12 protein-coding genes and 2 tRNA genes are annotated in these 14257 nt (G+C 52.2%); 10 read left to right on the top strand and 4 right to left on the bottom strand.

The genetic code is table 11. The annotated features are described in order from the left end of the window. Window positions 1-486: 486 nt before the first annotated feature. Complete coding sequence (locus tag CHB83_RS14675; protein ID WP_089333173.1) at window positions 487-963, bottom strand: DUF4293 domain-containing protein; 477 nt, start codon at window positions 961-963, stop codon at window positions 487-489. Window positions 964-1057: 94 nt separating this feature from the next. On the opposite strand from CHB83_RS14675, the gene CHB83_RS14680 reads away from it, so the two are divergent. The 5 genes from CHB83_RS14680 to CHB83_RS14700 all read left to right on the top strand — a co-directional run bounded on the left by CHB83_RS14680 (window position 1058) and on the right by CHB83_RS14700 (window position 6211). Continuing rightward, complete coding sequence (locus CHB83_RS14680) at window positions 1058-2257, top strand: thiolase family protein (protein WP_089333174.1); 1200 nt, start codon at window positions 1058-1060, stop codon at window positions 2255-2257. Between the two features lie 76 nt (window positions 2258-2333). Further along, window positions 2334-2873 carry a GNAT family N-acetyltransferase gene (locus CHB83_RS14685; protein ID WP_089333175.1) on the top strand — a complete coding sequence of 180 codons (540 nt, stop codon included), beginning with the start codon at window positions 2334-2336 and terminating at the stop codon, window positions 2871-2873. A 93-nt stretch (window positions 2874-2966) separates the two neighbouring features. Beyond that, window positions 2967-3758 (top strand): tRNA pseudouridine(38-40) synthase TruA, encoded by a 792-nt coding sequence (truA, locus tag CHB83_RS14690; protein ID WP_089333176.1) that lies wholly within the window; start codon window positions 2967-2969, stop codon window positions 3756-3758. Window positions 3759-3869: 111 nt separating this feature from the next. Next, complete coding sequence (locus CHB83_RS14695; RefSeq protein WP_089333177.1) at window positions 3870-5642, top strand: ABC transporter ATP-binding protein; 1773 nt, start codon at window positions 3870-3872, stop codon at window positions 5640-5642. A 44-nt stretch (window positions 5643-5686) separates the two neighbouring features. Then, window positions 5687-6211 (top strand): hypothetical protein, encoded by a 525-nt coding sequence (locus tag CHB83_RS14700; RefSeq protein WP_045688757.1) that lies wholly within the window; start codon window positions 5687-5689, stop codon window positions 6209-6211. A gap of 517 nt (window positions 6212-6728) precedes the next feature. Here the strand turns inward: CHB83_RS14700 and CHB83_RS14705 are convergent. Continuing rightward, window positions 6729-6802 (bottom strand) — tRNA-Pro (locus CHB83_RS14705). A gap of 105 nt (window positions 6803-6907) precedes the next feature. Next, window positions 6908-6981 (bottom strand) — tRNA-Pro (locus tag CHB83_RS14710). 296 nt (window positions 6982-7277) lie between these two features. Here CHB83_RS14710 and CHB83_RS14715 point away from each other — a divergent pair. Then, complete coding sequence (locus tag CHB83_RS14715; protein WP_089333178.1) at window positions 7278-7817, top strand: T9SS type A sorting domain-containing protein; 540 nt, start codon at window positions 7278-7280, stop codon at window positions 7815-7817. 99 nt (window positions 7818-7916) lie between these two features. Here the strand turns inward: CHB83_RS14715 and CHB83_RS14720 are convergent, their stop codons facing one another. Then, window positions 7917-9704, bottom strand: coding sequence for an ABC transporter ATP-binding protein (locus tag CHB83_RS14720; protein ID WP_089333179.1), 1788 nt, complete (start codon window positions 9702-9704; stop codon window positions 7917-7919). Between the two features lie 376 nt (window positions 9705-10080). On the opposite strand from CHB83_RS14720, the gene CHB83_RS14725 reads away from it, so the two are divergent. The 4 genes from CHB83_RS14725 (at window position 10081) to CHB83_RS14740 (ending at window position 14095) form a co-directional block, all read left to right on the top strand. Further along, a complete protein-coding gene (locus tag CHB83_RS14725) occupies window positions 10081-11172 on the top strand; it encodes a Glu/Leu/Phe/Val dehydrogenase dimerization domain-containing protein (RefSeq protein WP_089333180.1) in 1092 nt (363 codons plus the stop codon). Between the two features lie 100 nt (window positions 11173-11272). Beyond that, window positions 11273-12457, top strand: a complete 1185-nt coding sequence (gene nusB, locus CHB83_RS14730; protein ID WP_045687011.1) for a transcription antitermination factor NusB — start codon at window positions 11273-11275, stop codon at window positions 12455-12457. Between the two features lie 134 nt (window positions 12458-12591). Continuing rightward, window positions 12592-12903: a YtxH domain-containing protein gene (locus CHB83_RS14735; RefSeq protein WP_045687012.1), complete on the top strand. Its 312-nt coding sequence runs from the start codon at window positions 12592-12594 to the stop codon at window positions 12901-12903. A 187-nt stretch (window positions 12904-13090) separates the two neighbouring features. Beyond that, window positions 13091-14095, top strand: a complete 1005-nt coding sequence (locus tag CHB83_RS14740) for an isocitrate/isopropylmalate dehydrogenase family protein (protein WP_045687013.1) — start codon at window positions 13091-13093, stop codon at window positions 14093-14095. The last annotated feature ends 162 nt before the right edge of the window (window positions 14096-14257 follow it).

Genomic DNA, 14257 nt, shown 5'->3' on the forward strand with positions numbered 1-14257 from the left:
TTAAGCCCCGGAGCGCCCATGGTACTGCCTTCACCGGCGGGAGAGTAGGTCGCCGCCAACCTTACTGTTTTTGCGGACGAGCCCCCGGCTGCGTCACCCAGTCTCCCCGTAGGGGGAGGAGGGGGATGCGCCGGGGGCTCGTCCCGTTTAGGGCCTTCCCAGCCGGGAGGCTCTTTTATCTATTTTGCTTAACAAGCCTATCTAGCGTTAACATTATAGTTGCAGGAATATGCGTTCTTCTCCATGCTTAATAATAATGCTGTTATAGGACAAGGACTAATAGCGCATAGACTGTTTTAAAGCGCACCTTTGGGCTCATAATAGAGTACCCAATAAACTTAGCTTATAGTCTATTGTAGAGGCTTGGTTGTTATTTGCTTCAGCGTTTTCTTAGGGCTAAGGATAATCAAGGATTTCACCTGGTTGAGAGTAAATAAAAAAGGCTTCCAGTATTTGGAAGCCTTTTTTATTTACTCGGTTATAGTTTTATCGTAACCGATCCATACTGCGTACCAGCTGTTCATCACGACGAATAAAACGGTTGGCCAGCACATTTAGGAGCAGTGCCAGCGTAGGTAGATAATATCCTGCCTGAAAGGTGCCAGGCATCTTTATGTTCAACATTTGCTCGGCCTGCCCAGAGTAATAAAACCCGGAGCCAAGTGTGCCGACAATAAGAAGGAAATTAACCATACCCAGTTTGAGCTGAGTGAAGCGGTTGCGGTACTGAAAAATCTCAACTATTGCTACCAAAGCAGAGGCTGCGGCGAATGCTGCAACAGGCCACGTGCTAATAGGTGCAGACATACCAGGATCAGCCTTTTGATAATTGATATGGTACGCGTCCATTACTAACAACTGGCCACTAGCAGGGTCTGTTTTGCTCCAGATAGGCAGGAACAAAACACTCAACATAGCCAAGGCCAATAAAAGGAGGAACACGCTTTGGATTCTTTGTATCATCTTTGTGTTTTGACGATTGAAAACTACTACTGCTCGGAATTTCCGGGCCGGCAAAAGTAGCCAACAACGACCGGAATAACCGCAATACACGCCAATGCCTACTGCTTATATCGTGGACGCTGTCCGCACTCCCATTGCCAAATTTGGTGGTGCACTCAGCAGCGTACGTCCCGACGACCTCGCCGCACACGTACTGCGCGAGTTACTACGCCGTAATCCTACCTTGGATAAAACGGCTATTGAAGATGTTATTATTGGGGCAGCTAACCAAGCCGGAGAAGACAACCGCAATGTGGCACGCATGGCAGCCTTGCTAGCTGGCTTACCCGTGACCATACCAGGGATAACGGTGAATCGGTTGTGTGCCTCAGGTCTGCAAAGCATTATGGATGCTTCGCGGGCTATTAAGGCTGGTGAAGGAGAAATCTACCTGGCTGGAGGTGCAGAGAGCATGACCCGTGCCCCTTTCGTGATGGCGAAGTCTACTACTGCTTTTGCTCGGGACTTTACTGCTCACGACACCACTTTGGGTTGGCGCTTCGTGAATCCCAAACTCACTAAGATGCATCATCCCTATGCCATGGGGGAGACTGCCGAAAATGTAGCGCGTAAGTATAGCATCACACGCCAGGAGCAAGACCAGTTTGCTTTCAACTCACAGCACAAATACCAGCGTGCTTTCGAGAAGGGCCGGTTCCGTCGTGAGATAGTGCCCGTGTTTGTGCCACAACCCAAGGGCGATACGGCATTGTTTGACCAAGATGAACCACCTCGCTTATCGAGCCTAGAGAAGCTAGGAGCTATTCGTCCGGCATTTCAGGTAGATGGTACCGTTACAGCGGGCAACTCTGCTGGCATCAATGATGGGGCCGCGGCAGTAATTGTGGTTAGTGAGGAAGCGTTAAAGCTTTACAACCTGAAACCAATGGCACGGGTTGTTGCTTCGGCTGTAGCGGGCGTAGACCCGGCCTATATGGGTCTAGGACCAGTACCAGCAACGCAGAAGGTATTGCAACGGGCCGGTCTCACTTTGCAGGATATTGACCTGATAGAGTTAAATGAGGCCTTCGCTGCTCAGAGTATTGCATGCATGCGTGATTTGGACCTCGATCCGGCCAAAGTAAACGTAAATGGCGGTTCGATTGCCATTGGGCACCCGTTAGGAACTAGTGGCTCGCGTATCACTGCAACGCTACTGCACGAAATGCAGCGCCGAGAAAACGTACGTTATGGTTTAGTCACCATGTGTGTTGGGGTAGGCCAAGGGGCCGCCGTCATATATGAGAAGATTTAGTAGCACAGTATAACAGAAAGGATGGACCTACTACTGGTTCATCCTTTCTGTTATACACTACCTCAACCACAGTGCTATGAATAGTCGGTTGTTGCAGCCCATCCTAGATCTGCCGCATACGGATGCTCGATTGCGGCCTTGGCATCTAACAGATGCTGCCGACTTGGTCCGGTGTGCTAACGACCGAAATATTTGGCAGAACCTGCGTGATACTTTTCCTCATCCCTACACCCTAGAGGATGCCGAGTACTTCTTGGCCGCAGTCAGTGACAACCAGCACGACTTGCATCTGACATTCGACGTACAGGGCGTAGCTACGGGCAGCATCGGCGTGCACTTCAAAACGGATGTACGACGGCGCTCTGCCGAAATTGGCTATTGGCTAGCCCGTGAACATTGGGGCCAAGGTCTGGCAACAGCGGCCGTACGAACCGTATCAGCTTACGTGCTGGCTAACTTCGATATCTGCCGCCTCTACGCAATTGTATTTGCGACCAATGTGGCCTCTGCCCGAGTACTAGAAAAGGCGGGCTACGAGCAAGAGGCGCTGCTTCGGCGCAGTATCACGAAGGATGGGTGTACTCTCGATGCACTGTTGTACGCTTTAGTGGTTTAAATCTAGCCTGATACCCTGGTAAGACACTTATACTGTACTTGCCCAGCGCCTAGAAGGGTGTCGTAACATTGCTCTTTCCTTGTTTTTTACGTAATGCGGTATTTTCTTCATCTGGCTTACAACGGCACTCCGTATCACGGCTGGCAAATACAGCCGGGGGTACTGACGGTGCAGCAGGAGCTAGATCGTTGTCTCACGCAGGTGTTACGTCAGCCTGTATACTCGTTGGGGAGTGGGCGCACTGATTCTGGTGTACATGCCAGCCATCAGGTAGCTCACTTCGACGCTCAGGTTCCCGAAGGGCTTGACCTACTAACCTTGCTCTACCGCATCAACCGCGCTTTGCCGCGTGATATACGGGCCCAGGCCCTGCATCCGGTGCCAGGTACTGCTCATGCCCGATTTGATGCCAAAGCGCGCACGTATGAGTACCATGTACGACTAGTACCAGACCCCTTCAGTCCCAATTTCTCGCTGTACCTCGATCGTGCCCCTGACGTGGCTGCCATGAACGAAGCAGCAAGTATGCTATTGGGTACCCATGATTTTACTAGTTTCTCGAAAGTAAAGGGCAGCGAAAAGCACTACGTCTGTACTTGTTTTGAGGCTGGCTGGCATGTAGTGCCGGGTGGGCTGCTCTTTCGCATTCGGGCCAACCGCTTTGTGCGTGGCATGGTCCGACTGGTGGTAGGTACCCTACTGACGGTAGGTAGGGGCAAAATGACGCCGCAAGAGTTTGGTGAAATATTTCGCTCTCTCAACCGTGTACATGCTAGTGGAGCTGCCCTAGCCAACGGACTGTTTCTATGCCGCGTAGAATATCCGCCGGAGCTACTGCAGAACCTAAGCCTTCCTACGGGCTTGCCGTATTTTTCCAGCAAATAACGTCACGGGTACGAAGATAAGATATAGGGATACTTCCGCGTGACTCGGCACTTTTTGCCGCTTCGCCTGTTACCCTCGTAGCTGATTTTCTTCCCTAGTTCTCGCATCCGAATGGAGCAAACTTCTACCGCCAAGAGCGGCAATATTTTCGACTGGCAGGTACTACGGCGGTTGATGACATACGTGCGCCCGTACCAGCGCATCTTTTACTTCCTGATTTTTCTGACGGTAGCCACCGCGGTGCTCGGCACGTTGCGGCCCTTCCTGATTCAGCGCATGGTAGACGTTACCATTGAGCAAAACGACTGGTCGGGCCTGAACCGCATGTTTGGGCTGTTACTCGTGCTGCTGGTTGCGCATGCCATTGTCAGCTATTTGCAGACCTATTTTGGGGGCTGGCTGGGGCAATATATTGTGCGCGACATTCGGGTAGATCTGTACCGGCACATTCTTGATTTGCGCCTAAAGTTTTTCGACCGCACGCCCATCGGAGTCTTGGTGACGCGCAATATTTCCGATGTTGAAACCCTCTCGGATGTATTCAGCGAAGGATTAGCGGCCATGATCGGTGATATCCTACAGCTTGTGTTCATCATGGGCTTCATGTTCTACATCGACTGGCGCCTGACGTTGGTGAGCTTGGCTGTCATTCCTCCCTTGCTGTTTAGCACGTATGTATTTAAGGAGAAGGTTAAGAAATCATTTCAGGAGGTGCGTACTGCGGTAGCTAACCTAAATTCCTTCGTGCAAGAGCACCTGACGGGCATGAACGTCGTGCAGATCTTCAACAACGAGGAGCGGGAGTTCCGCAAGTTCAAAGCCATCAACCAGGAACATACCCGCGCTAATATTCGCTCTGTGCTCTACTATAGCATCTACTTTCCCGTGGCCGAGGTTCTGGCGGCAGTGGGGGTAGGGTTGCTAGTGTGGTATGCAGCTCAAGGTCAGATTGAAGGCACCATTTCAAAAGGCGCCCTGATTGCATTTATTATGTACAACGCCCTGTTTTTCCGCCCCATTCGCCAGATTGCGGACCGGTTTAACACTCTGCAACTAGGACTAGTAAGCACGGAACGCTTGCTTAAGTTGCTAGACAGTAAAGAGCTGATTGCTGACAATGGAACCTACACCCCTGCCACGTTGCGCGGCGACGTAGACTTCGACCATGTGTGGTTTGCCTACAACGAAGAAGAGTGGGTATTGCGCGACGTGGATTTCAGCGTAAAGGCGGGTCAAACCGTAGCGTTTGTAGGAGCAACCGGTGCCGGCAAGACGAGTATAATTAACTTGCTCAGCCGATTCTACGAAATCAACCGCGGCACTATCCGGGTGGATGGCCACGACTTGCGCGAGTACGACCTAAAGGATTTGCGCCGTCATATTGGGGTTGTACTGCAAGACGTCTTCCTGTTCGCCGGCTCCATCCGCGATAATATCACCCTCGGTAAGCAGGACATCACCGACGAGCAAATCTGGGAAGCGGCCGAGCTAGTAGGGGCGCGGCGCTTTATCGAGCGGTTGCCAGACGGACTCCACTACCAGGTTATGGAACGAGGAGCAACCTTGTCAGTGGGACAGCGCCAGCTGATTAGTTTCGTGCGGGCTATGGTGTATCAGCCTCGCATTATCATTCTGGACGAAGCAACCTCGTCGGTAGACTCTGAGACGGAGGAATTGATTCAGGAAGCTATTGAAAAGTTAATGCAAGGGCGTACCTCATTGGTTATTGCACACCGGCTCAGCACAATTCAAAAAGCTGACCGCATTATTGTGCTCGATAAGGGCGAAATCAAAGAATCGGGTACTCACGAGGAGTTGCTCCGGCAGCAGGGCTTCTACGCCAACCTCTACCAAATGCAGTACAAAGGTGTACTAGAAGGGTAGTGGCGATGCACTACTTTTGCTAGTTCACTTCTCATCCCTCCTGCATGAATCGAATTCTTCTGACGCTGGCTCTCATCCTGGGCATCGGGTTTAGTTTTGCGTACTGGAAAATGGGCGGCTTTAAAACTGCTACCGTCACGGCCGAAACTACCAGCCAGCCGTACTTCGTAGCAGGTAGTTATTATGAAGGTCCTGCCAACGATGAAGGGTTTGGCGAACTAACCCGGAAAGCATACGAATACCGCCACAGTGGCAAGCTGCGTGGCGACTTCGGCAATATCTTCTACAACAGCCCCGAAACGACGAACGAAGCGGCTAAGGTGTTTGTCGGTATTGTGGTAGCAGATACCACTTCCCAGCAGCTGCCGGCCGGGTACCGCTACCGCGCGTTTGCGGCGGGCCAGCGGGTACTACATGCCCGCATCAACGCCAGCTATATGGTAGCACCAGAGAAACTATACTCTGGCATTAAAGACTACGCCGAGGCGCAAAAACTCACGCTGCAAGACATCTATTTAGAGCGTTTTCCTGAAAAGGGCGAGCCAGAAGTATTAGCTGTATTGAAATAACTGACGATTACTCTAAGCAGCAAGCAAAAGGCCACCTGAAATCAAGCAGGTGGCCTTTTTATTTCAACTGATTAATTGTGCCCCAAAAAAGAAGGCTGCTCCTATGTTCAGTTCCGACAGCCCAACTCCCAAATCGAGTGCGTTGGTAGTTACTTTTCTACCATATTGACTAACATTATCCTTAACGGCACACTGGCTATAGCTAAGACCTCGTAACGTTAGTTCTAGTCCATTTGGAGTAGTTTATCAGGCCGGAAACGAATGTAGTGCCGGCTGCTATCTGCGCTGTAGGTACACCCGCCGACATGCTCAAAAGAACTGCACTGCAAAGTTCGATAAGGATAAAATGAATGAAGGCAACAGCCGAATGAGCCCTAAACGTAGAGTTTATAAAAGATCATATATACTAATATGCCTAGCGCTTTGAGAAAGCAAACTTCTTTCAGCAGTTATAGAGCCAAGTAAAACGCAAAAAGCCCACTAGCTGAAGCTTAGTGGGCTTTTAAATGAAAGTGCGTCGGGGTGGCAGGATTCGAACCTACGGCCTCGTCGTCCCGAACGACGCGCGCTACCGGGCTGCGCTACACCCCGAAAATCGTACTACCAGAGCACGTATCAGGTAATTGCTTGTGGGTATTGTCGAAAAAAGCCTCCGGGTGGGGTTCCCAGAGGCTTTTCGAGCAATAAACTCTTCGGTCGGAGTGGCAGGATTCGAACCTACGACCTCCAGCACCCCATGCTGGCGCGATACCAGGCTACGCTACACCCCGAGAGAATTATGGCACAAATGTAGGGCGTAAAGGGGGAGCTTCGCAAGTATTTATGCGAAAATTTACCTGGCCGTATAGCGTTACTAGGACTCTGGCTTAGCTATCCTATTCAGTCAGTGGCCGTTGTCGTTAAAAAAGAAAACATTAAATAATTCGTAGCTCTGGCTGGCTATACGCTCTCCAAACCCACACTTGAGGTAGGGAGTGTACCGTCTCGGCCCATGAGCAGTTTAAAGCGCTTATAAAGCTGTATCTTTGTGAAGTTTAACTTCCTTAGAATACTGCTAAGAAGGCATATGAAGACGTATACATTTCTATTGGGGTTCGTAGCGGCATTCTTCACAGGTCACTTTGCTGATGCCCAAGCAAAACCTGCCAAGCCAATTTCTACCAAGCCTAGTCCAGTAATTAAGCCTGCTACCGTTGCAGCTAAACCAGCCGTAAAGCCCAGTACCACTGCCAAGCCAACTGCTACTACAACTAAGCCGGCTTCAACTGCCAAACCAGTAGCTGCTCCTACCGTTGCTACCGCCGCCTCAGCACCGCCTAGTCTTGTTACGGACAAAATGGAGCCTGTAGCGCCTAACACGGACGCACTGAAGCTGCGGCTGGATACTAACCCCGTGACGAAGCGCCTGACGGTACGCACCAATGCCTCGGGCCCAACCCGGGTGGAAATAAATGATGCTGGTGGGCGTCCCGTCCTCACCCGCGACCTGATGGTTGGGACTGACGCCACCGTACTAGACGTAAGCAGCCTACCTCCTGGCGCCTACCTGGTGCTTTGCACATCTGGAGAGCGACGGGGCCTCAAGCGCATCGTACTAGGTCAATAACACGAGCAGGTAGTATTTTGCCACGACACGGCAGAACAGCAGAAAGCCCCGCAGTACATCAGTACCGCCGGGCTTTCTGCTGTTCTGACGTGTTGTGGCTTAGGCAGCGTCTTCGCTTTGCAGTTGACGCTCATAAAGGGCACGATAAAGGCCCCCTTCTTCGCGCATTAAATCTTCATGTGTGCCGTGCTGCACAATAGTGCCGTCATCTAGCACGAGGATCAGATCGGCCAGCTTCACGGAGGATACCCGGTGGGAGATGATCAGGCTGGTTCGATTGTGCATGATGCGCTGAAGGCTATTCAGGATAGCGTTTTCTGTGTTGGTATCCACTGCCGATAGGGCATCGTCTAGGATCATAATTTTGGGCTCTTTGACTAGGGCCCGGGCAATACTGACTCGTTGTTTCTGGCCTCCTGAAAGCGTAATGCCCCGCTCACCTACTTTCGTATCGAACCCCTCGGGGAAGCGCATAATATTCTCATACACATTAGCGTCCTTAGCCGCTTGCAGCATACGTGCTTCATCCGGCTCGTCGAGGCCAAAGTTGATGTTGTTGCGGATGGAATCTGAAAACAGGAACACGTCTTGGGGCACGTAGCCAATTTGGCTTCGCAAAGCCCGAAGGGACAAGTCGCGCACATCAACCCCATCTACTCTGATAGTGCCACTGCTTACATCGTACAGGCGGGAGAGGAGAGCCGCAATGGTAGTCTTGCCCGAACCCGTGTTGCCAATGACCGCCAAGGTTTGACCCGGCCGGATGCGGAACGATACATCGTGCAAAGCTTGGATGCCCGTATCGGGGTAGGTGAAGGAAACGTGGTCAAAAACAATGTCGCCCTGAATGTCTAATTCCACATTCTGGCGCGACACCACGTCGGTTTGTTGTTGCATGAACTCGTTGATGCGAGCTTGGCTAGCCTCAGCCCGCTGCACTAGGGAACTCGTCCAGCCCAGGGCCGTAACGGGCCAGGTAAGCAAATTTACGTAGATGAGAAACTCAGCAATGCTACCCGTTGTGATGGTGCCCCGAATTACCTCCTGCCCACCAATCCAGACCGTAACGATGGTACTCAGGCCCACCAGAAACAGGATAAGGGGAAAAAACAGGGAGTTGACAAAGTTTAAGCTCAATGCTTTCTCCCGGTAGTTATCGGAAGCCACGGCGAATTGGTGGTGGGAATTCTCTTCGCGAACAAAGGATTTCAGCACCCGAATCCCGGAAAATGCCTCTTGCACGAATGTGGTCATGCTCGCCAAGGAGCGTTGAATTTCGTCGGACTTTCTCTCAATCAGGTTGTTGATGTAAAAGATGCTGATGCTCAGAATGGGTAGTGGTAGTAGCGTGTATATGGTCAGCTTCACATTCACCATGAACATAAGCGGCACAATAAGCACGAACAGCAGCACCAACTGTAGGAAGTACATGATGGCCGGTCCAAAGTACATGCGCACCCGTCCCACGTCCTCAGAAATGCGCGACATCAGGTCGCCGGTGCTGTGGCGGCGGTAAAAGCTGAGTGGTAGTGCCTGGTAATGCTGGTAGATTTCGTTTTTCTGGTCGTTTTCAATGTGCCGGCTCATCACAATAAGCGTTTGCCGCATAAAAAACAGAAAGATGCCCCGCAGCAAGGCCATTGTTACGATGATGATGCCATAGAGCAGCACGTTGCGCCCAAACAAAGAATACACGCTGCTTTGCGCGCTGGTACCAGCGTAAAGATGATAGAGGTCAATGCCCTCACTTACTAGGTCGAAGGCATAGCGCACAATCTGGGCTGGGAAAATGGCCAGCAAAGTGCTCAGGGCCACGAACAGCACCCCACCTAGGAAGTGCCATTTGTAGCGGAGAAGGTATTTATTCGTAGCGGAAAGGGCGCGCACAGCGGGAAGATGAAAAGTTTAGGCCGTTGGAGCTTAGAAAGTTTAAAGGGGTAGCTAGGGTTTCGGAGCTATCCGCTAGGATGATACCCATACGCACTAGCACTCATTCTAACCTGCTAACTCCCAAACCTCTAAACGGACAAAGAGCAACGGGAAAAGATGCCACTGGGGTGGTTGAAGTCGGAAAAACCGGCTACTTTTGCACCCGCATTGCGAGGGGTGGCCAATTGCCAGGCCTTCGCGTTTCGTTAAACGAACGAAAATGACCATCTGGCCAGCTCACTTCGTTTAAGGATTTGCGTATGCCACCAGCCGTACAGCCGGTGGACAAAGGTACAACAACCCACCCCCACCCACCTTCTTTTTCCTTTTTCCGATGGTTGAAACGAAAGAGCTGACCGATACTTCGGTTTTTGGTCAGATTGCCGAGCACCAACACGAGCAGGTAGTATTTTGCCACGACCACGAAACCGGTCTGCGCGCCATTATTGGCATTCATAACACCGTACTAGGTCCCGCGTTGGGTGGTACGCGCATGTGGCACTATGCTTCCGATGCGGAGGCCTTGAACGATGTGCTCCGCCTCTCGCGTGGTATGACCTATAAGGCGGCCATTTCGGGTCTTAACTTAGGCGGGGGCAAAGCCGTTATCATCGGCGACGCCAAAACCATGAAGACGGAGGCACTACTCCGTAAATTCGGGCGTTTTGTGCGTAACCTCAACGGCAAATACATTACGGCGGAGGATGTAAACATGACCACAAAGGACATGGAATACATTCGGCAGGAAACCAAGCATGTATCGGGTCTGCCCGAGAGTATGGGCGGCTCTGGCGACCCTTCGCCGGTGACAGCCTATGGCACTTATATGGGTATGAAAGCCGCCGCGCATAAGGCATTCGGCTCCGACTCTTTGGCGGGTAAGCGCGTGGCGGTGCAGGGGGTAGGTCACGTGGGTACCTACCTGCTGGAGTATTTGCAGAAGGAAGGTGCCAAATTGGTACTCACCGACTATTACGAAGACCGGGCCTTGGAAGCAGCCGCGCGTTTTGGTGCTACGGCAGTAGGCCTAGATGAAATCTACGACCAAGAGGTTGACATCTACTCGCCCTGCGCGCTAGGAGCTACCCTGAACGACAACACGCTGAGCCGGCTGAAGTGCCAGGTAGTAGCTGGCTGCGCCAACAACCAGCTAGCCGATGAGAACATTCACGGTCCGGCTTTGGTAGAACGTGGCATCATTTACGCCCCCGACTTCCTGATTAATGCGGGTGGTCTCATCAACGTAGCTTCGGAAGTACACGGTGGCAACCGCCAGTCGGTGATGACCCAAACCGAGCGTATTTACGATTTCACTACCCAAGTGCTGGCTCGTGCCGAGCAGGAAGGCTCGCATCCGCAGGCCGCAGCCATTCGCCAAGCCGAGGAGCGCATTGCTGCCATCGGTAAGGTTAAGTCAACGTTTTAATATTTTGGTGATGGGGTGAGTAAGGACAGGGCAAAACGGAATTCTTTGCCCCTGATTTACCTTATCACCTGCTCACTTCATTGCTTCATCACCCCCAAGAATGCTCAACCGTCGCACGCTTCGCATTAAGGTCATGCAGGCCCTCTACGCCTATCATCAGGCGGTAGGCTCCGATTATTTACTGGCTACTGACCGGATTGCGGACGCCTTTGCGCCCGACCTAAATTCTCCTGAGCCTCAGGACCGCAAGCACCTACAAGGGCAGCGGAAGCTGGCTGAGGTTGTGTTTAAGGAGTGGCACAAAACTGGTGAGGACCCGGAGAAAACCGAAGATGCCGACGTGAACGACGCTGTGCAGGATGCCATCAAGTTCTACCAGAAGGCCGTAGCCAAGGATGGTACGTTCTACGCAGGGCAGATGGTACAGGCTGCCGAGAGCATTCACGATCAGTACATTCACTTGCTCAATATTCCGCAGGCTTTGCTGGATGTGATTGACGAGGAAAAAGAGCGTGAAGCCCGCCGCTATACTGCTTCTAAAGAGCCCCTGTTGGATGCAACGCGCCTTAGCGAGAACCAGGTGATTCAGAAGCTGATCAGCAATGTGCAGCTGCAAGACCTTACCATTCGCCGCCGCATGCAGTGGAGTGGTGAGGACGAGACGACAGCCTTGCGCAACGCTTGGCGCCAGGAAATGAAGCAGGACCCTGAACTACTGAGCTACTTGGCAGCCCCCGCCGGCAACTATACCGAGGACCAGGAAATCCTGAAGCACCTCTTCAAAACCTACGTGTTTAAAGGGGAGAGCTTGCCGGCTTACATTGAAGAAGACGACCTGAACTGGGAAGAGAATCGGTCAATCGTGAAGAACCTGGTAGTGAAAACTATCAAAATGCTAGACGAAGCAGCCGATGAAAACCTGGAGCTTATGTCGTTATCGGCCAACTGGAAGGAGGACCGGGAGTTTGCCGAAAGCCTTTACCAGCAAACCTTGCAGGACGATGAGAAATATGAAAAGCTCATTGCCGAATCGGTGCAAAACTGGGATGTAGAGCGCGTTGCTCTCACCGACAAAATTCTGCTGAAGATGGCGCTGTGTGAGATGCACTTGTTCCGGGCTATTCCGGTGAAAGTGACCATCAACGAATACATCGAAATCAGCAAAATTTATAGCACGCCCAAGAGCAAGCAGTTTGTGAACGGGATTCTGGATAAATTGGCGCAGGACCTGACGGCTAGCGGCGCCATCCGCAAGTCGGGCCGGGGCCTGCTAGACAACCAGTAACACCAGGTTGGTAGCAACCTACTAGAAGGGTAAGCCGGGCTGTTCTCCTTAGAATATATCCTGCGGCCTATTTCTACGTATTTACCCGTACTTCCTTTCTCATACCTCACCCACTGTACTCACTTCCAAAGAAAATGGGTAGCAAAACCACCACCGGCATTCTGTGCTTCGCCGGCGGCGCCCTTACCGGCGCCGTTGTCGGGCTTCTCTATGCACCCGAAAAGGGCCGCGAAACGCGCAGCTGGCTCAGCTATAAACTCGAGAAGTACCGCGAGACGCTAGCCGACCTCACTGAAAACCTCGTGACAAGCCGGGCCGACCAAGGCCCTAGTTCCGCGAAGAGCGAAGGCCAACGCGTAATTCAAGACGCGAAAAGCAAGGCCGAGCAGCTTCTAGGCGATGTTGACCAGCTGATTAACCAGATTAACTCGCGCAAAATCATCTAACGAAATGCGCTACGCCGTGAATGTGCCGCCGTGCTAATGAGGAATCATGAGCGCAGCGGCACATTTCATTTTCAGTACATGCCACAAGGCGGTACCTTTGCAGCCGATTCCCCTTGGTGAGTACCGCACTCCGCTTGTACGGGCCTCACTTGCTATGTAGCACCTCAACTCCAAGTTCATCAACACAATGCACAGCATCACTCTTATCCCCGGCGACGGTATCGGTCCGGAAATCACGAAAGCAGTAACGGATATTTTCGCGGCGGCGCAGGTGCCGGTACAGTGGGAGGAGCAGAATGCTGGCCAAACCACGTTCGACCAGTCGGGGGAGCTGATTCCTCAGACGCTGCTTGACTCGCTGGAGAAAAACCGCGTGGCTCTGAAAGGCCCCATCACTACGCCAGTAGGCAAAGGCTTCCGCAGCATCAACATCACATTGCGCCAGAAGTACGACCTCTACCAGAACATCCGTCCCGCAAAAACGACGGCGGGTATTCAGAGCCGCTACGAGGGCATTGATTTAGTGCTGTTCCGGGAAAATACGGAAGGCCTATATTCCGGCCTGGAGCTGTTCGACGAGCGCCTGGGCGTGTCGGACTCCATTGCGCGTATCACGGTAGAAGGCTCGCGCAAGATTTGCCGCGCGGCTTTTGCCTATGCTGCCAAGCACGGCCGCAAAAAGGTAACGTTGGCGCACAAGGCCAACATCCTCAAAATTGCGGGCACCTTGATGATCAACGCATGCAAGGAAGCTGCCAACGAGTTTCCTCACATCATCTTCGAAGACAAAATCATCGATAACATGTGCATGCAGTTGGTAAACAAGCCTGAGCAGTTCGACGTGGTAGTAACCACCAACTTGTTTGGTGACATTCTCTCGGACCTGTGCGCTGGTTTGGTAGGCGGCCTGGGCGTAGTATCGGGTGCTAATGTGGGCGACAACATGGCCATCTTCGAGGCTGTGCACGGCTCGGCTCCGGATATTGCCGGTCAAGGCAAGGCTAACCCTACTGCGCTCCTTCGCTCGGCCCTCATGATGCTGCACCACATCGGGGAGCATGAGCACGCCGACCGTATTGAGAAGGCGCTCGAACTCACGTTGAACGATAAAGAGAAGTGCACCGGTGACTTGGGCGGTAAGGCCACGACCACCGAGTTTGCACAGGCTATCATCGATAATCTGGGTAAGTAAACAGCACTATCATTCCGACTCGAACAGGGAAGCCTCGGTAGCTGTTCTAGCTGCATCGGTACCCTGCTTTGGGCCGGAATGCTGACTTTGCGGCGTGGCATCAGACCAAATAATGCCGTACTTTCACAACATAAAATGTCTTTCACGTAAGCTGCTAAAACG

Source organism: Hymenobacter mucosus, from assembly GCF_900188255.1.
Classification (GTDB): Bacteria; Bacteroidota; Bacteroidia; order Cytophagales; family Hymenobacteraceae; genus Hymenobacter; species Hymenobacter mucosus.

Coding starts and splice junctions, on each gene's coding strand:
- CHB83_RS14675 (WP_089333173.1), bottom strand. CDS start 963: ATGATACAAAGAATCCAAAGCGTGTTCCTCCTTTTATTGGCCTTGGCT.
- CHB83_RS14680 (WP_089333174.1), top strand. CDS start 1,058: ATGCCTACTGCTTATATCGTGGACGCTGTCCGCACTCCCATTGCCAAA.
- CHB83_RS14685 (WP_089333175.1), top strand. CDS start 2,334: ATGAATAGTCGGTTGTTGCAGCCCATCCTAGATCTGCCGCATACGGAT.
- truA (WP_089333176.1), top strand. CDS start 2,967: ATGCGGTATTTTCTTCATCTGGCTTACAACGGCACTCCGTATCACGGC.
- CHB83_RS14695 (WP_089333177.1), top strand. CDS start 3,870: ATGGAGCAAACTTCTACCGCCAAGAGCGGCAATATTTTCGACTGGCAG.
- CHB83_RS14700 (WP_045688757.1), top strand. CDS start 5,687: ATGAATCGAATTCTTCTGACGCTGGCTCTCATCCTGGGCATCGGGTTT.
- CHB83_RS14715 (WP_089333178.1), top strand. CDS start 7,278: ATGAAGACGTATACATTTCTATTGGGGTTCGTAGCGGCATTCTTCACA.
- CHB83_RS14725 (WP_089333180.1), top strand. CDS start 10,081: ATGGTTGAAACGAAAGAGCTGACCGATACTTCGGTTTTTGGTCAGATT.
- nusB (WP_045687011.1), top strand. CDS start 11,273: ATGCTCAACCGTCGCACGCTTCGCATTAAGGTCATGCAGGCCCTCTAC.
- CHB83_RS14735 (WP_045687012.1), top strand. CDS start 12,592: ATGGGTAGCAAAACCACCACCGGCATTCTGTGCTTCGCCGGCGGCGCC.
- CHB83_RS14740 (WP_045687013.1), top strand. CDS start 13,091: ATGCACAGCATCACTCTTATCCCCGGCGACGGTATCGGTCCGGAAATC.